Consider the following 16,790-nt stretch of genomic DNA (forward strand, 5'->3'; position numbering starts at 1 on the left):
CCAAATACTTTGCCGGAATCCCTATCATGAATATATGAAGCAAAGTATGAGCAAGTGGCCTTGGTTAGCGATCATAGATATTCTGCTGATCATTCTCTTCGCATTGTTGGGCCGGCGGGAACATGAGCACGGCTTGGCCATCAGTGGGATTCTGATAACTGCCCTGCCCTTTATCATCGGCTATGCCATAGCAACCGGATTATCGCGTCCATGGGTATCCATCAATAAACTGTGGCCGACTGGAATTCTTGTTTGGCTTGGCACGGTTGTTTTGGGTGTGGCTACCCGCCTATTAATGGGTCATACGGCAGCAATTTCGTTCGTGATCGTCACTTTCGTTGTTCTTGGTATCTTCTTGCTGGGTCGCCGCGCAGTTTCTAGTCTTATCGCCAAACGATCACAGCAGCAAAAGGCCTAGCCCGTAAGAGCCGGCAGCAACCAAGCTACTGGAGAAGGTGCCCAGGATGAATTGTTCTGCGGCCCGGTGATCTTTCAATTCCGAGAACCGACCTAATCCCTTCACTGCGAGGACGATTGCTATCCCCTCAGGCCAGCCCGCCCATAACGTGCTGACGATGGCTGCTCGTTCAAGGAGTCCGATCCATAACCCGCCACGTAGCGGAGATGGGTCGGACTCTTTTCTGCTCAGTTCCGAATCGTTTCTGGCAGCGAGCCGGAAGATGAGTTCCGTAAATGGTCCGCCGAAACTCACCGCAAAAATACACGAGAGCATCACAACGTACAGGGTTGGCACGTGAGATGAATGGCCAGGCGTACCGGTCGCAACTGACAGTACTGCAGTAGTGAGAGCCAGAAGGCCGGATATAACTATCAAAACTTCGCGCCAACGTGCGCGTTGCCCCATTGCATAACCCATATAGGCAGCCGTGCAAGAAAGCACGGCGGCGAGGCTCAAGCTCGCCCATGCGGTCCAATACATCTACGACTCCCCTAACATTTTCAATTGGCGAGTCAGAGAATAAGCTGCCTCATCCATCATGCGGTTTGCCTCAAACCATAGCGCTGCCGAAAGACGGGATGAGACTGCTTGCTGGGTGATTCCTAATTCCTTGGCAATCTGTTGCTGCGTGAGTCCTTCATCGGCTAAGGTGCCCGCCTCCCAAGCAGTGGCTCGACGCTTGGAAACGATGCAGGCAGTTAGCTGGAGTTCGGCCTCAAGTCGTGTTGCCTCATGCGATGGGCCGTGTACGGCCAGGTGCGCATTCGTATTTTTCGATCGTTCGACCGCAACTCGGGCATATTCAAAAGCAGGTCCGCGTCCGGCACGAGTTTCTTTAGGTAACGGAGTCTCAACCTGACCGAAACCAAGCCCTACGCTCCAGTCCCCCGACGCGGCCATCATGACAGCTAAGCGAATTGCTTCCGAAGCATCGTCCATCACGGCTTGAACTTCATCTCCGGCAGTACGCTGGAATGGGCGCACCACAGGAACCGTGGCATTGGCCTGTTCAATGAGGGTTTGCACTTTGTCTTCAGACGAACGGGATCGCCGTTGGTCAATGGTCAGAACAATCATGGAACAATTCTAAATCATTGTAATCAGAAATACTAACTTTAACCGTTGTTGGCAGCGTCGAGAGTCTCGACTGAATAATCGATGAATCACCATTTTCGACTAGAGTTGAAACTAAGTTATAGGTCTTCAGCTTGGAGACTCAGATAGTGAAAGGCGCAGCAATGGTTACTGCATTCGTCATGATTCAGACGGCAACCGACAGCATCCCCGAGTGTGCTCAGCAAATCTCTGCAATTTCAGGGATCAGTGAGGTTTATTCCGTCGCTGGTGACTGGGACCTCATCGCGGTTGCGCGGGTTCACAAGCACGAGGACTTGGCAGAAGTTATTGCCAATAAGCTCTCTAAGATTCCAGGCATTCGTGGCACGCAAACCCATATTGCTTTCCGCGCCTACTCGGAGCACGACCTAGAGGCCGCTTTCTCGCTGGGGCTTGACGACTAGTACAAATCCCTAGGCTGATACAAGAACGGGTTCTGGTTACTGCTTGTACTAGCAGTAACCAGAACCCGTTCTTGTTTGATCTACTGGGCCTACTCCCCTAGGATCTGCTGAGTCGTCTGTGACCAATTGTCCAGAACTGATTTCGCGGCCCCGGAATCGATAGATTCGGCGGCCTTTGTCAGCGCTGCACCCATTCGATCTTCAAAGCTTCCTTCGCTTGAAGGGTCGAAGGCCACCATTCCGGCAGCTGCATTCAGTAGCACGGCGTCACGCACTGGCCCCTGAGCACCGGAAACAATCTGCCGTACAACCTCTGCATTATGTACCGCGTCTCCGCCACGTAGTTGCTCGAGGCTCGAACGTTCAATACCTAGATCTTGTGCGTCAAAGGAGAACTTGGTGACCTGGCCGTCACGCACTTCCCATACCTGGTTGCCAGCGGTGGTTGTGAGCTCGTCCAAGCCGTCATTGCCGCGGAAAACGAGACCACGCGATCCACGTCGCGCAAGAACACCCGCCATAATTGGTGCCATGACTAGGTCTGAGCAACCCACGGCCGAGGAGCTAGGGAGAGCCGGGTTGGTCAATGGCCCCATGAAGTTGAACGCCGTGGGAACCCTCAATTGTCGTCTCGCAAAGGCAACGTGTCGCATCGAAGGGTGGAAGACGTTGGCGAAGCAGAACGCAATTCCAACCTTGTTGTAAACCTCTACAAGTCTCTCAATTGGTACATCGAGACGCACGCCGAGTGCTTCGAGTACATCGGCGGAACCTGAGGATGAAGAGGAGGCGCGGTTACCGTGTTTAACGATGTTGATTCCCGCGCCGGCGCACACCAGGGTGGCCATGGTGGAGATATTAACCGTGTTCTGACGATCTCCGCCGGTTCCTACAATGTCCAAGGTTTGTGCTTCGATGCTCAACGGCTTCGCATTAGCGACCATGGAATCAACGAGTCCGGTAAGTTCCGCGACGGTTTCTCCCTTGGAGCGTAAGGCAACCAAGAAGCCGGCAATTTGAACGTCGCTGGCTTCGCCACTCATGATCTCATTCATGGCCCAAGCTGCCTGAGTGCGGCTGAGATCGCCACCGCCAATCAGGGTGGCCAAGAGATCTGGCCATGTTGGGAACTTTTCGTTTTCAAGGCTCGTTGACACATATGAAAGCCTATCGAGCCAGCCGTCGCAGTCCCAATTCATGTCATCAAATGATGTGTCTCAAGTCGCTAAAAACCTAGTGATTCTGGGGATAAATAGGGCACATGAGTGTTGCATAAATGATTGTTTCGTGAGACTCGCCGAATCAAGCTCTACGAATTGTAGAAAGAGTTTTCTTCATACTTCCGCGTGTTTCCGCGGTTGTTCTCGCTATGTGGCGCAAAAAACCGCCGACAACCCCTTTCTGCATTGGTATCTGAGGGGCATTTAGAGACATAATGTCAGTGTGACAACTGCGACTCATGCCCCAAATACGACGGCGCCACATGCGCCGAACCGCCCAAACATGGTGTCGGTGGGAACGATGGTGTGGCTCTCCAGCGAGCTCATGTTCTTCGCCGCCCTCTTCGCCATGTATTTCAGCCTTCGGGCTGCCGCGCCCGAACTATGGGCGACTGAAACTGCCAAACTTAACGTGCCGTTTGCGCTGGTTAACACCTTGATTCTGGTGTCCAGCTCGTTCTCGTGCCAGCTTGGTGTGTTCCGTGCTGAAGAATTCAAGCCTCGCCGTACCGGCGGACTGTTCAATTTCAAGGAATGGGGAATGATCGAATGGTTCATTCTTACCTTCATCCTTGGTTCGATCTTCGTCTCGGTCCAGGCTTATGAATACGTCACTCTCGTTCACGAGGGTGTAGCACTGAACTCGAACTCCTACGCTTCGGCCTTCTACATGACCACCGGCTTCCACGGCATTCACGTCACCGGTGGCCTGATTGCATTCCTGCTGATCATCGGTCGTGCAATGCTGGCTAAGAAGTTTGGCCACTTCGAAGCAACGGGTTCCATCGTTGTGTCCTACTACTGGCACTTCGTTGACGTTGTTTGGATCGCGCTGTTCGCGATCATCTACTTCTTGAAGTAGCAACTTTTAGTCATTAGTTGCCACACCAAGAAGTACGGCAACACCACACCAAAGAAACTAAGTGAGGAACCAGCAAGTGAAGGCTCTTTCGAAAAAGCGCCGCCACCCGCTCGCCGCTGTGGCCCTGCTTCTGTTTGGATTGCTGATTACCGGCAGTCTCTACACCGCAGCAGGAAACATCAGCGAAGCGAAGGCCGCTGAGACTACCGCAGCATCGCAGACCGATGTTGACGAGGGTCAGAAGCTTTTCGTCGCCAACTGCGCTACCTGCCACGGAATGCACGCTGAAGGCTCGGACTCCGGTCCGTCGCTGATCGGTGTTGGCGCCGCATCTGTTGACTTCCAGGTCGGTACCGGCCGTATGCCAATGCAGATGCAGGGCCCTCAGGCCCAGGCAAAGCCAGCCCAGTTCGACGACAAGCAGATCTCTCAGCTGGCTGCCTACGTTGCCAGCTTGGGTGCAGGTCCAGCGATCCCGGATGAGGAATACCTCGATACCACTCAAGGCGATGCAGCTCACGGTGGAACCGTCTTCCGCGTCAACTGCGCCATGTGCCACAACGCCGCCGCTGCCGGTGGTGCTTTGACCCGAGGCAAGTTCGCTCCGACCTTGACCGGCGTATCCGAGAAGCACATCTACGAAGCGATGGCTACCGGCCCACAGAACATGCCAGTGTTCAACGACTCGAACATCACCCCAGACGAGAAGCGTGACGTGATCACCTTCCTGAAGACCATTGAAGCTAATGGTTCCGCTGGTGGTGCAGCCCTGGGCTCCCTGGGTCCGGTTGCTGAAGGTCTGTTCACCTGGACCGCAGGTCTGGGCATCATCATCGCCTTCACCATTTGGTTGACCTCGCGTCCTTCCTAAGGCAAACCACGGCCTAGGCCGTAACCATCACTACGTACATAAATTCCTAACAGAAGGATGAGAGAGAAACATGGGCGACCATAGTCACGGCAGTCCCGAAAACTCGGGCACCGTTGCTAAGGCTGACGATGTAGCTCAGGATCGTTTCCCCGATCCGGGCTTGCCACCCCATCGTCCGCGTCTCGCAGACCGCGATCCGCGCGCAGCCAAGCGACATGAGCGTCAAGTAGCGCTCCTATTTACCATCTCCATCATCGGCACGCTCTTCTTCTTCGTGAGCTACTTCGTCCTGGGCCGCCTGGGCGAAATGTCCTTCGCTGAGCTGCGTGTGCAGAACGCTGCACTGGGCCTGGGCACCGCATTTGCGATGCTCGGTATCGGTGTAGGTATTGTTCACTGGGCTAAGACCCTGATGCCGGATCACGAGCTCATGGAAATGCGCCACGAGATCCGCTCGGAAGAAGACCGCCAGGATGCCGTCGAGATCGTAGATACCGTTCTTGAAGAATCCGGTATCAAGCGCCGTCCGCTGATCCGCAACACCCTGATCGGTGCCATCGCCTTGGCTCCGATTCCAGCAATCTTCATGTTCCGCGATCTGGATCGCACCGGTAACACCGCACACCAGATGATTGATTCCCTGCGCCACACCATGTGGGACAAGGGCATCCGTTTGACCCGCGACCCATCCGGTACCCCAATCAAGGCCTCGGACGTTCAGATCGGCTCGGCATTCCACGTTGTCCCAGAGGGCATCAACGAAACCGAGAACCCACTGAACGAAAAGGCTAAGGCTGTAGTTCTGCTGATGCGTATGGATCCAGCAGAAATGCAGATCTCCGAGGGCCGCGAGGACTGGAACGTTGACGGCATCGTCGCGTACTCCAAGATCTGCACCCACGTTGGTTGCCCTATCGCACTGTACGAGCAGCACACGCACCACCTGCTGTGCCCTTGCCACCAGTCGACCTTCGACCTGACTCAGGAATGTAAGGTCATCTTCGGCCCAGCCGGTCACGCACTGCCACAGTTGCCAATCACCGTCGATTCCGAAGGCTACCTGGTTGCTCAGAGCGACTTCCATGAGCCTGTTGGCCCGTCCTACTGGGAGCGTGGTTAATCATGACGACAACTAACGAATACCAGGCAACGACCTCTACCGGTCGTATCGCCAACTTCGTGGATTCACGTGTTGGTGCCTCGGCCATCGTCAAGGAATTCGGTCGCAAGATCTTCCCTGACCACTGGTCGTTCATGTTTGGTGAAGTGGCGATGTACACCTTCGTACTGTTGCTGCTTTCGGGTACCTTCCTGACCTTCTTCTTCGATCCGTCCATGGCCCACGTGGTCTACGACGGCTCGTATGTGCCAATGAAGGGTCTTGGCATGTCGACCGCGATGTCTTCCACCATGGAGATCTCCTTCGACGTGCGCGGTGGCCTGTTCATGCGTCAGGTACACCACTGGTCGGCACTGCTCTTCGTAGCATCGCTGTCCGTTCACATGCTGCGCGTGTTCTTCACCGGTGCATTCCGTCGCCCACGTGAATTGAACTGGGTTGTCGGTGGCGTACTGCTGATCATGGGTCTGGCTGCTGGCTTCACCGGCTACTCCCTGCCCGATGATCTGCTTTCCGGTAACGGTCTTCGCATTATTGATGGCGTTATGAAGGCACTGCCAATCGTTGGTACTTACCTCTCGATGTTCTTCTTCGGTGGCGAGTTCCCAGGCGAGCACGTGATCCCACGTCTGTACTCGCTGCACATCATGATCGTGCCTGCCGTGATCATCTTGCTGATCGTGATCCACCTGTTCATGGTTGTGACTCACAAGCACACCCAGTACCCAGGCCCAGGTCGCACCAACGACAACGTTGTTGGCTTCCCAGTTGGTCCGGTCTACGCTGCAAAGGCTGGTGGATTCTTCTTCATCGTCTTCGGCATCGTAGCCTTCATCGCAGGTCTCTTCCAGATCAACCCGATCTGGAACTACGGACCATACGACCCATCCCCTGTTTCGGCTGGTACCCAGCCGGACTGGTACATCGGTTTCGTTGATGGTGCTCTGCGTTTGATGCCAGGTGTACTTGGCAACTTCAGCTTCGAGTGGCACATCCCATTCCCATGGGGTACCAACACTCTGGTTCTCTCGGTACTGCTTCCTGCTCTGGTTCCTGCAGGCGCACTGTTCGCGGTCATGTTCGCATGGCCATGGATCGAGCGTTGGGTCACCAAGGACAACCGCGAGCACCACTTGCTGGATCGTCCACGTAACGCACCGTTCCGTACCGCCATGGGTGTAGCCGGCGTGATCTTCTACAGCGTGATGTGGGCAGCTGCATCCTCTGACTTGATCGCAACTCACTTCCACGTGGCACTGAACGACGTAACCTACTGGCTGCGTGCACTGTTCTTCATTGGCCCAATCCTGGGCTTCTGGCTGACCCGTCGCATCTGCCTGTCCTTGCAGCGTAAGGATCGCGAGATCGTACTGCACGGTCGCGAAGCTGGCATTATCCAGATGTCGCCAGAGGGCGGCTTCAGTGAGAAGCACGAAGAGATCGACGTTTACAAGCGTTACCTCTTGACTAACTTCGTGGATCGCCAGTACATTCCGGCTGAGCCTGATGCCGCTGGCCACATCTCCCGCAAGGAGAAGCGCCGCGCAATGATCTCGAAGTTCTTCTTCGAAGATCGCGTCGCCCCGGTAACCCCATCGGAACTGGAAGCAGCACATGCTGCTCACGGTCACCATGAGGTTGAGGGTGACAAGCAGGACTCGATCGAGAAGTAATTCCGACTCGCGTTAGTCACACAGGAAGGGACACACCACACGGTGTGTCCCTTCCTTGTTTAAGTTGATACTCCACAACGGCACAGAATCGAATCTGGGCGATCAAAGGACTTTATACGTGTAAGTATTGCTGTGCCGGGTTGCTGTGTCCCCTGCTGGCCGTATAGGGATTTATGAACGTTGCCAAGAACGCGCGCAGTTGCCGTTGAATGGATTGGTATCCAACAACATTCTGAACATGCCATTAGTTACAGCAGTGCAGACCTTTTGCAAGGCAGTAGCAATAGGGGTTGCCGTAGCTATCGCCGAAAATCGGGCGGATATGAACATGACTAACGCGCGGCAACCGGGCCGTTCAGTCGTGTCGTGTACCTGGATGGAGCGCGGCGAAGTCGGTGTGGGCCTGGCCAACGGCGTCGAGGTGGGCCTGAGGTTTCTCGTGCTCGCTGAGCACCCGGTAGATGCTGGCCAGGTCGGGGTTGCGACCTTTGAGTTTACCGGTGGGGATGTTCAGGTCGAGCCGAATGCCCTCGAGGGACTCAACGTTCGCGCGAGGACGCAGCACGGTGTGCAGCAAGTCGTCGGTGATGACCAGTGGGCGTCCGTCGTGGTCTCCCTTGCGGGCGGGCGCATTGAGGCCCTCGAGGGTGGCTTCGCGGATGTTCTCGCGTTCAGGTGCGGCCATCGCGGCGAAGAACGCGAACAACACCCGGCCCCCGTTCCGGTAGGGTCGTAGATCCCGGTGAACCGCCCGGCGAGCATTTCCTAGACGATGCCGTGTGCGGTGAGGTGATCGCCCGGCGCGGTCTGCTCGGCGGAATCCCTCCCGAGCCGCTTCATCTCGTAAACGGTGAAGATGACCCGGCAGTGCGGGGCGTGTGCCTTGATCTGCCGGGCTGCCTCGAGCGCGGCTTCGACCTGGCTCCACATCCCGAAATCCAATCACAAACATTTCTTATAAGATTGCCCACGCATCTTTGAGTGAGAATGGTTTCTGAGAAGAAAACCGGCCTTTGCCGGTCCACCGGGCCGCGGTGTCGTCCCCTTTCTCAAAATCGGGCGTTTGCAGGAGCAACTTTGGACTATCGGTACAGCGGTTGGCGCTACCCGTGGTACCGATAGTCCGAGTCCGGATGCGCTACGAGCTCTTCATTACTTTGATTTCTCTACGTGTGAGGAGGGAATGGTTCTTCCTTGCCGTCGACTACGGTTTACCAGTAATCAAGTTCGACGGCGTTACTCGGAAGCTCCAGTTCCACGCGCTCCTTTAAGCTGACTGCTTCATGGAAATGTCTGCTCAACGATTCCATAGATGGCCACCCAGTTACCGGATCATAGTTGTTGTCAAAATCTTCCTGCCAAGAGCTTAGATCGGCCGCTAGTTCGTCTGATAACTCCCAAAGGGTTGAATCAGCATTAGAAGAAACAGAACTCTCCATAGCGGAAAACCGGCGCCCATGGACTAATCCGCCATAAGTCGAACTCGTGTGGACTCTGTGCTCGAATTTTCTAGCGACATTTTCCACCAGGATATGAAGTGATGACATGGTGTGGATCTTTTGGACTGTTGCACGACAACCAAGCGAACGGGTTCAGTGGCCGTGCCTCAACAGTGCCCGGCTTAGGAACGAAACCTCGGCCTGAAAGATACTTGCTGCCGTCAGGAAATTGCGCTTCCAAGTCGGCGGAATCATCTGTGGTGATACTTGTGATGGAAGGCTCTGGCGATGCTGCGTTCGCAGCGATACCACCACTCAGTGCGATGCCAATTGACACAGATGCTACCGCACCGATAGACACTAATTTTTGTAAGAGATATTTCCCCGTCCTTGGAGCCGGCGACTACGCCAGGGCGTAGATCGCGCTGAAATCGTCGTCAGCGGCAACGAAAAAACAAAGCGCCAGGTCCAATATTGGGGCGAATTTCAATAGCATGCAGGTTCATTGACCGTTGAAGTTTTGGCTGAACGCCCTCTGTCAGGACAGCAGCGACTTCCTGGGCTGATGACACCAGCGAACTTTGACGCCTATCCCCGAACGCACCAATGCTTAGAAAGAGTCGGTGTAGCGAGGAGTGCGTGTTCCAACGCGTTGCAGTGGAACAAAGAGCTTGTAACGATCCGAACGGTACAGCGACACCGAGTAGTCGGCTAGCCGCTCGCCAATGTACGCATATCGGGTGATCTGCAGCAACGGGAACCCTTGTTCAACACCGAGTAGGTGCGCCTGTCGTTTGCTTGCAGCTGTACTTTCGACTTGATCCTCACCCCACTCCAAAAGAATTCCGTAGCGTTCGTGCAGCGCCTGGTACAGCTTGGAGGGTGGTTCACCATCAACAAAGCCGGGAACTAGATCTGCCGGCATGTAGTTTTCGTCAAGGCTCATTGGGGTGCCGTCGGCCAGCAACAGACGTTTGAATTGGACTACCGGTGTCCCCTCGTCCACCATGAGCTGCAACGCCAGATTAGCGTTGGCCTTGATTTCTGCAAACTCCAAAACGTGCGCATCCGGAACCATGCCACGACGCATCATGTCTTCAGAATAAGAATGCAGCCTGACACGCAGGTCGAGTTTCTCTGGAACCACAAACGTACCGATACCGACGACTCGCTTGAGTACCTGTTCATCAACCAGCGCATCTATGGCCTGTCTGATGGTCTTACGCGCCACGCCAAAGTGTTCGGCAAGTTCGCGCTCAGGGGGCAGCTTGTAACCGGGTTTGCAGGCCTCACGGGCGTGAGTCTTAAGGATCTCGCGAATCTGGCGATACTTGCTTTGTTTACTACTGGGATCAAGATAGGCCTCGACCTTTGGCTGGGGTGCGTGGCGCATCGTTGATCTCCTCAAGTTCTTCTACAGTCATTGCCTAGCACAGCAACACTGTTGTTCTTAAAGACTAATGGGGTGACAAGCAAATTGCTTGTCACCCCATTAGGATCACTGCTTAGTGTGCGTGGTCTCCACGGCTGTATTCGTAAACCCAGCCAACCAGACCTACAACGGCAAGTCCGGCACCGATGAAGAAGACCCACCAGCCAACGGCAATACCCAAGAAGGAGATTGCTGCTGAGCCGGCAAGTACTAGTGGCCACCAGCTCCATGGCGAGAACATTCCGATGTCACCGGCGTTCTCGTGGATTTCACCGTCAACGCGGTCCTCTGGACGAGGACCAACGCGCTTAGCGGTGAAGAGCAAGTACCAGCCAACCATTGCGGACAGGCCGACCAACATGAGCAATGCGAGGAAGCCTACCCATTCGCTCCAGTTGGTCATGTAGCCATAAACGATGGCCACAGGGGTGAAGAAGAAAACGCCACCTAAGAAAATCCAGGATTCAACTTTCATCTTTACAGATCCTTCTGATCAGCAGGGCCGAAGATCTTTGCAACCGGGGTTTCCGGGGTAACACGACCGCTCAGTTCCGGGTGGTGCAGATCCAGAGCTGGGCGCTCCGAACGGATGCGTGGAATCGAGTGGAAGTTGTGACGTGGTGGTGGGCAAGAGGTAGCCCACTCCAGCGAAGCACCGAAGCCCCATGGATCATCAACTTCAAGCTTCTTTCCGTAGCGGAAAGTGGTCCATACGTTCCAGAAGAATGGGATCATCGATGCGCCCAAGATGAATGCAAAGACAGTCGAAACCTGGTTCATGGTGGTGAAACCATCTTCAGGCATGTAGTCGGCGTAACGACGTGGCATACCCATGACACCTAGCCAGTGCTGGATCAAGAAGGTTCCGTGGAAGCCGATGAACAGCATCCAGAAGTGAATCTTGCCAAGGCGCTCGTTGAGCAGCTTGCCGGTCCACTTTGGCCACCAGAAGTAGAAGCCCGCGAACATAGCGAAGACCACGGTACCGAAGACCACGTAGTGGAAGTGTGCCACCACGAAGTAGGAGTCAGAGACGTGGAAGTCCAGTGCAGGTGCGGAAAGGATAATACCGGTCAGACCACCGAACAAGAAGGTGATCATGAAGCCGATGCTCCACAGCATTGGGGTTTCGAAGGTAATCGAACCGCGCCACAGGGTACCGATCCAGTTGAAGAACTTCACACCGGTTGGCACAGCGATCAGCATGGTCATGAAGCCGAAGAATGGCAACATTACCGAACCGGTCACGTACATGTGGTGAGCCCACACGGAAACCGACAGTGCAGCAATCGAGATGGTCGCGAAGACCAGACCCTTGTAACCGAAGATCGGCTTGCGGCTGAAGACCGGGAAGATCTCCGAGACGATACCGAAGAACGGCAACGCAATAATGTACACCTCAGGGTGACCGAAGAACCAGAACAGGTGCTGCCATAGAACGGCACCGCCATTATCAGGATCAAAGATGTGTGCGCCGAAGCGACGATCAGCACCCAGTGCGAACAGCGCAGCTGCCAGTGGTGGGAAGGCCATCAGGATCAGCAACGAGGTGATCAGCGTGTTCCACGAGAAGATCGACATGCGCCACATGGTCATACCAGGGGCACGCAGGCAGATGATCGTGGTGATGAAGTTGACGGCACCCAAGATGGTACCGAAGCCCGAGAGTGCCAGACCGAAGACCCAGAGGTCTCCACCGACACCAGGCGAGAAGGTGGTGTTCGACAATGGTGCGTAAGCGAACCAACCGAAGCTAGCTGCACCCTGTGGGGTGAGGTAGCCGGCCAATGCGATCAGCGAGCCCATGAGGAAGAACCAGAAAGCCAGTGCGTTCAGACGTGGGAAGGCCACATCTGGGGAACCGATCTGCAGAGGCATCATAACGTTTGCGAAACCTGCGAAGAGCGGAGTTGCAAACATCAGCAGCATGACGGTGCCATGCATGGTGAACAGCTGGTTGTACTGTTCCTTGGTCTGCAGGATCTGCATACCTGGTTCGAACAGCTCTGCACGAATCAGCAGCGCCATGACGCCACCAACACAGAACAGAACGAACGAGCTGATCAGGTACATGTACCCGATCTTCTTGTGGTCGGTCGAAGTGATGTAGTCGACGAAGAGGCGACCCTTTGACTTCGGCACCACGGCTGGGGCAATCGACTTGACGTCGTCACTTGCGTATTCAAACGTAGTCATCGTGATTACTCTCCTTCCCCGTGTTCTACTACGACACCGTTAACCGCATCGGGCTGACGATCGTATTCTTCACCGATGTGACCATCGTCCATCTTGGCGAGCTGAGCCTTGAACTCTGCCTCGCTGACAACCTCTACATTGAAGAGCATCTCGGAGTGGTACTCGCCGCAAAGTTCGGCGCACTTTCCGTCGTAGCTACCTTCAACCTGAGGGGTCAAGTAGATGTGGTTGGTCTTGCCTGGGATCATGTCCAGCTTCTGCAAGAAGGCTGGTACCCAGAACGAGTGGATGACGTCGCGGCTGTTCAGGTCCAGCTGTACCGTCTTGCCTGCTGGCAAGTACAAGGTCGGCAGTTCTTCACGAGCGCCTTCCGAGCCATCGGTGTGCAGGTGAGCCTGGGTACCGGCGAAGTGCTTCTCGGTGCCCTGGTAGGTGTAGTTGAAGTCCCAAGACCACTGCTTGGCTCGAACGTCTACTACGACCTCGGAATCAACAGGCTTGTTGATGCTCTTTTCCAGGGTGTTGTTGAAGCTGAAGAAGACCAGAACAAGGACCAAAGGAATGGCCGTGTAGAAGATCTCCAATGGCATGTTGTAGCTCAGCTGGCGTGGGTAGCCGGTGTCATTCTTGCGGCGACGGTAAGCGATGATGCACCAAAGCATCAAGCCCCAAGTCATAATGCCGATGACAATCACAGCGATCCACGAGTGAACCCAGAAGTCCTGGATTGCAGCAGTGTGGTTAGTGGTGTCACGCTCCACGTTAGGGAGCCAACCGCGTTTGGCCTCCGCTGAACATCCCGTCAACAGCAGTGCGCCAGTGCCGACTAAAGCCAGAACTTTGGCTTTAGCTGACCCGCGACTGCCGGTTCGGTCTTGCGAACTCACAGACGGCCCTTCCTCTTTGTTGGTGCAGAATGTGGTCTTCATAAGTCACCTCGCGATTTACGAGTTGCACAGTGAGGTGACTCACGAAGGGAAACATAGTTTTACTACTTAATGTAGAGCTTACCCTCTTCGGGGTCAGAATACCGAAAAACACCGCTGTTCTAACGAGAAATTTCTTCAACGTTTGAACAGCGGTGTTAGTTCCCTAAGGTCTCGTCGATCTTAGTGGAAGGAATCTCCACAAGCGCACGAGCCGGAAGCGGTTGGGTTATCGATGGTGAACCCCTGCTTGGAGATGGTGTCCTCGAAGTCGATGGACGCGCCAGCAAGGTAAGGAACACTCATCTTGTCGACGATGACCTCAACACCGTCAAAGTTACGCACAGCATCTCCGTCAAGCATGCGCTCGTCGAAGTAAAGCTGGTAAATCAGGCCCGAGCAGCCACCTGGCTGCACAGCAATGCGAAGACGCAGGTCATCGCGACCTTCCTGTTCCAACAATGAACGCACCTTGTCGGCGGCTACGTCGGAAAGGTTTACCTCGTGTGTTGGCAACTCAGTTGGGTCACCCTTGGTTTGGTCAACAGCTGCAGTCATGATTTCCTCCCATACTGCTCGTTGTGGCATCCGTTCCAGTTAAACCTGAAACTTCGCCTTTGCTCTTGCTACTATCCTACGTCGCAACGTTGAAGAATGCTCCCCTTGCGTCACGTCGTATGACGCGCCTCATACTCCTTCAGCGTTGATCCTGGCCAGCAGAAGCGCTTCGGCCTCGATCGCGTGCTGGAAGTCGCCGAGATGAAGAGACTCATTTGCCGAATGGGCACGTGAATCTGGATCTTCAACACCGGTGACCAGGATTTGTGCCTTCGGGAAGACCTCCAGCAAATCAGCGATGAATGGAATGGATCCACCCAGTCCCATGTTCACCGGTACAACACCCCAGGCTTGTTCAAGAGCCCAGCGTGCGGTGTCGTTCGCTGAAGCGTCCAAATCAGCCTTGTAAGCATTGCCAGCTTCTGTAGCTTCGAAATCTACTTGCGCACCGCGCAGATCGACTCCCTTCACATGAGCCTCGAGTGCTTGAAGTGCCTCGGCAGGATCTTGCCCTGGCGCCAAACGCATCGATACCTTGAACCGAGTTTGTGGAATCAATGTATTTGATGACTGATCAACGTTAGGGATATCCATTCCAATGACGCTCAGCGCTGGTTTATTCCACAAGCGATCAGTGATTTTTCCAGTTCCAGCCAAGTTGAACGAATCTAAGACGCCGGAATCGTTGCGGAACTGATCTTCATCGAAGTCAACTTCCGCGGAATCATTGGCGACCAATCCGTCGACGGCGACCGCTCCATCGGCATCGTGGAACGTCGAGATGAGCTTTGCTGCAAGCAACGGTGCATCGAGCACCGGGCCGCCGAACATACCGGAGTGAACTGCATGCTTGAGTGAACGCACGGTAATTTCCGCAGCACACATACCGCGCAGGGAGCTTGTGAGAGCTGGTGTGCCAACGGCCCAGTTACTGGAGTCGGCTACTACGATAACGTCTGCGGCGAGCTTGTCCTGATGGGCTTCAAGGAAGTTGCGGAATGACGGTGAACCGGCTTCCTCCTCCCCCTCAAAGAAGTAAGTAACACCCACACCAAAGTCATCAACAAGATCCAGCACGGCGCGCAACGCAGCAATATGGACCATAATTCCGGCCTTGTCATCTGCCGCTCCACGCCCGAATAGACGGTCCCCAACTTTGGTGGCCTCGAATACTGGCGTATTCCAGTCCTCAGCATTGCCCGGGGGTTGGACGTCGTGGTGAGCGTACAAAAGAACAGTCGGCTTGCCTTCAGCTGCCTTGCGGCGGGCTACGACAGCTGGTGCGCCCATGGCGCCGTTTTCTGCAGGTTCGCGCAGAATTTCTACGCTCTCCATGCCGGCATCTTTGGCCAAGGCAGCAACGGCCTCTGCTGACTTCTCCAAGTTTTGTGGGTCAAAAGACTCCCACGCGATGCTGGGGATGGATACCAAGGAACTGAGTTCTTCGAGGATCTGCTCGAAGTTGGAATCGATATGACTCTTCAGTGATGAGATATCAACGCCGTTCTTGGCGGCATCGAAGGTTGAATTTGTGCTCATGTGTTCAGCCTAGCAATTCATTGCGTATCCAATGTCACGCGACAAGCTAATCCCGGCTAAGATAGAGGGGTGTTTGGACGTAAGAAGGATGAACCTCAATCCCCCGTAAATGTACAGCCCGTAGAGACGGCTTCGGATTCGACCGACGGCCGCAAAACGGGGCCGACGCCCAAGCGCAGTGCGCAGCAGGCAAACCGACAGCGACCATTGGTTCCGACTGATCGTAAGGCAGCCAAGGAAGGCGAGCGTCAGCAGCGCATTGAAGCGCAGAATCGCTTGCGTATCGCGAACGAAACTGGCGACGAGCGCTACCTCATGCCACGCGATAAAGGTGAGCAGAAGCGCTACACGCGTAACTTCATTGATGCGCGCTGGATGTTTGGCGAGTTCATGATGTTCATCATCCTGGCCTTCCTGGTGGTGTCCCTCGTCTTCCAGAAGAATCTACAGGTTCAGGTCTTTGTTCAGCTCGCACTTTGGGTTGTTATCGCACTGATCATTATTGAAGCGATCGTTACCTCGATCGTGCTCAAGCGTCGTTTGGTGAATAAATTTGGCCACATGGAGCGCGGTGTTCGCATGTATGCAGCGATGCGTGGCATGCAGTTCCGTAAGCTTCGCCTGCCAAAGCCACAAGTTGCCCGCGGGGCAAATATTGACTAAATAGTCTCAGTTAGCGAAAGGGACAAGCTCACCTGAGCTTGTCCCTTTTCTATTGTCGCGACTACGGATTAGACAATGCTTAAAATTTGTAGCTTCTTTTACAAGTATTTAACTAATACGTATTAGGAGTGGCACTCCCCTTGTGGAGATTTTTGGTTTCCGACGTGGGCATAGCGAACTGCCCTTTGTACTTCTATTTACAAGGCGAGACCTGCATCGATTCTGCAAAGAGGTCGCCGTCTTTAACGCAAAGCCGGGTCTACAGAACGTTGACGTTCTGTAGACCCGGCTTTTTAGGTACGCGTCAGTGA

At 54.6% G+C, this 16,790-nt stretch carries 18 protein-coding genes; 7 read left to right on the forward strand and 11 right to left on the reverse strand.

Going from position 1 to position 16,790, the window contains the following annotated elements:
- Positions 1 to 46: 46 nt before the first annotated feature.
- Positions 47 to 418, forward strand: a complete 372-nt coding sequence (locus QMQ05_RS08125; RefSeq protein WP_345474507.1) for a DUF3054 domain-containing protein — start codon at positions 47 to 49, stop codon at positions 416 to 418.
- Here QMQ05_RS08125 and QMQ05_RS08130 read toward each other — a convergent pair.
- Both QMQ05_RS08130 and QMQ05_RS08135 read right to left on the reverse strand, forming a co-directional pair.
- Positions 398 to 940 (reverse strand): hypothetical protein, encoded by a 543-nt coding sequence (locus QMQ05_RS08130; protein ID WP_345474508.1) that lies wholly within the window; start codon positions 938 to 940, stop codon positions 398 to 400. The genes QMQ05_RS08125 and QMQ05_RS08130 overlap by 21 nt on opposite strands.
- The gene (locus QMQ05_RS08135) at positions 941 to 1,537 is read right to left on the reverse strand and encodes a sigma factor-like helix-turn-helix DNA-binding protein (protein WP_334123622.1); all 597 of its coding nucleotides are present in this window, start codon (positions 1,535 to 1,537) and stop codon (positions 941 to 943) included. It abuts the gene before it with no gap.
- 161 nt (positions 1,538 to 1,698) lie between these two features.
- Between QMQ05_RS08135 and QMQ05_RS08140 the strand changes: the two genes are divergently transcribed.
- Positions 1,699 to 1,980 (forward strand): Lrp/AsnC family transcriptional regulator, encoded by a 282-nt coding sequence (locus QMQ05_RS08140; protein ID WP_058254315.1) that lies wholly within the window; start codon positions 1,699 to 1,701, stop codon positions 1,978 to 1,980.
- Between the two features lie 89 nt (positions 1,981 to 2,069).
- Here the strand turns inward: QMQ05_RS08140 and trpD are convergent, their stop codons facing one another.
- Positions 2,070 to 3,089 (reverse strand): anthranilate phosphoribosyltransferase, encoded by a 1,020-nt coding sequence (gene trpD, locus QMQ05_RS08145; protein ID WP_434063194.1) that lies wholly within the window; start codon positions 3,087 to 3,089, stop codon positions 2,070 to 2,072.
- A 334-nt stretch (positions 3,090 to 3,423) separates the two neighbouring features.
- Between trpD and ctaE the strand changes: the two genes are divergently transcribed.
- From ctaE to qcrB, 4 genes are all read left to right on the forward strand, one after another.
- On the forward strand, positions 3,424 to 4,062 hold the full coding sequence (ctaE, locus tag QMQ05_RS08150; protein WP_074439727.1) for an aa3-type cytochrome oxidase subunit III: 639 nt from the start codon (positions 3,424 to 3,426) through the stop codon (positions 4,060 to 4,062).
- Positions 4,063 to 4,138: 76 nt separating this feature from the next.
- Entirely contained in the window at positions 4,139 to 4,933 is a 795-nt protein-coding gene (gene qcrC, locus QMQ05_RS08155; RefSeq protein WP_334123619.1) for a cytochrome bc1 complex diheme cytochrome c subunit, read from the forward strand.
- A 70-nt stretch (positions 4,934 to 5,003) separates the two neighbouring features.
- Positions 5,004 to 6,053, forward strand: a complete 1,050-nt coding sequence (gene qcrA, locus QMQ05_RS08160) for a cytochrome bc1 complex Rieske iron-sulfur subunit (protein WP_345474514.1) — start codon at positions 5,004 to 5,006, stop codon at positions 6,051 to 6,053.
- 2 nt (positions 6,054 to 6,055) lie between these two features.
- On the forward strand, positions 6,056 to 7,726 hold the full coding sequence (gene qcrB, locus QMQ05_RS08165; RefSeq protein ID WP_345474516.1) for a cytochrome bc1 complex cytochrome b subunit: 1,671 nt from the start codon (positions 6,056 to 6,058) through the stop codon (positions 7,724 to 7,726).
- Between the two features lie 355 nt (positions 7,727 to 8,081).
- Here qcrB and QMQ05_RS08170 read toward each other — a convergent pair whose 3' ends face one another.
- From QMQ05_RS08170 to QMQ05_RS08205, 8 genes are all read right to left on the reverse strand, one after another.
- Positions 8,082 to 8,435 carry a hypothetical protein gene (locus QMQ05_RS08170; RefSeq protein ID WP_345474518.1) on the reverse strand — a complete coding sequence of 118 codons (354 nt, stop codon included), beginning with the start codon at positions 8,433 to 8,435 and terminating at the stop codon, positions 8,082 to 8,084.
- A gap of 56 nt (positions 8,436 to 8,491) precedes the next feature.
- On the reverse strand, positions 8,492 to 8,656 hold the full coding sequence (locus tag QMQ05_RS08175; protein ID WP_345474520.1) for a hypothetical protein: 165 nt from the start codon (positions 8,654 to 8,656) through the stop codon (positions 8,492 to 8,494).
- 1,119 nt (positions 8,657 to 9,775) lie between these two features.
- Positions 9,776 to 10,558, reverse strand: coding sequence for a GntR family transcriptional regulator (locus QMQ05_RS08180; protein WP_345474522.1), 783 nt, complete (start codon positions 10,556 to 10,558; stop codon positions 9,776 to 9,778).
- Positions 10,559 to 10,670: 112 nt separating this feature from the next.
- Positions 10,671 to 11,072 carry a cytochrome c oxidase subunit 4 gene (locus QMQ05_RS08185; RefSeq protein ID WP_058254323.1) on the reverse strand — a complete coding sequence of 134 codons (402 nt, stop codon included), beginning with the start codon at positions 11,070 to 11,072 and terminating at the stop codon, positions 10,671 to 10,673.
- A 2-nt stretch (positions 11,073 to 11,074) separates the two neighbouring features.
- Positions 11,075 to 12,793 (reverse strand): aa3-type cytochrome oxidase subunit I, encoded by a 1,719-nt coding sequence (gene ctaD, locus QMQ05_RS08190; protein WP_334123616.1) that lies wholly within the window; start codon positions 12,791 to 12,793, stop codon positions 11,075 to 11,077.
- Between the two features lie 5 nt (positions 12,794 to 12,798).
- The gene (gene ctaC / locus QMQ05_RS08195; protein WP_345474525.1) at positions 12,799 to 13,680 is read right to left on the reverse strand and encodes an aa3-type cytochrome oxidase subunit II; all 882 of its coding nucleotides are present in this window, start codon (positions 13,678 to 13,680) and stop codon (positions 12,799 to 12,801) included.
- Between the two features lie 222 nt (positions 13,681 to 13,902).
- Entirely contained in the window at positions 13,903 to 14,277 is a 375-nt protein-coding gene (locus tag QMQ05_RS08200) for a HesB/IscA family protein (protein ID WP_345474527.1), read from the reverse strand.
- Between the two features lie 129 nt (positions 14,278 to 14,406).
- Positions 14,407 to 15,816 (reverse strand): dipeptidase, encoded by a 1,410-nt coding sequence (locus tag QMQ05_RS08205; RefSeq protein WP_345474529.1) that lies wholly within the window; start codon positions 15,814 to 15,816, stop codon positions 14,407 to 14,409.
- Positions 15,817 to 15,885: 69 nt separating this feature from the next.
- Here QMQ05_RS08205 and QMQ05_RS08210 point away from each other — a divergent pair, with 69 nt between their 5' ends.
- Entirely contained in the window at positions 15,886 to 16,479 is a 594-nt protein-coding gene (locus QMQ05_RS08210) for a DUF3043 domain-containing protein (RefSeq protein ID WP_345474531.1), read from the forward strand.
- Positions 16,480 to 16,790: the final 311 nt, after the last annotated feature.

Source organism: Glutamicibacter sp. B1 (assembly GCF_039602135.1).
Taxonomy (GTDB): domain Bacteria; phylum Actinomycetota; class Actinomycetes; order Actinomycetales; family Micrococcaceae; genus Glutamicibacter; species Glutamicibacter ectropisis.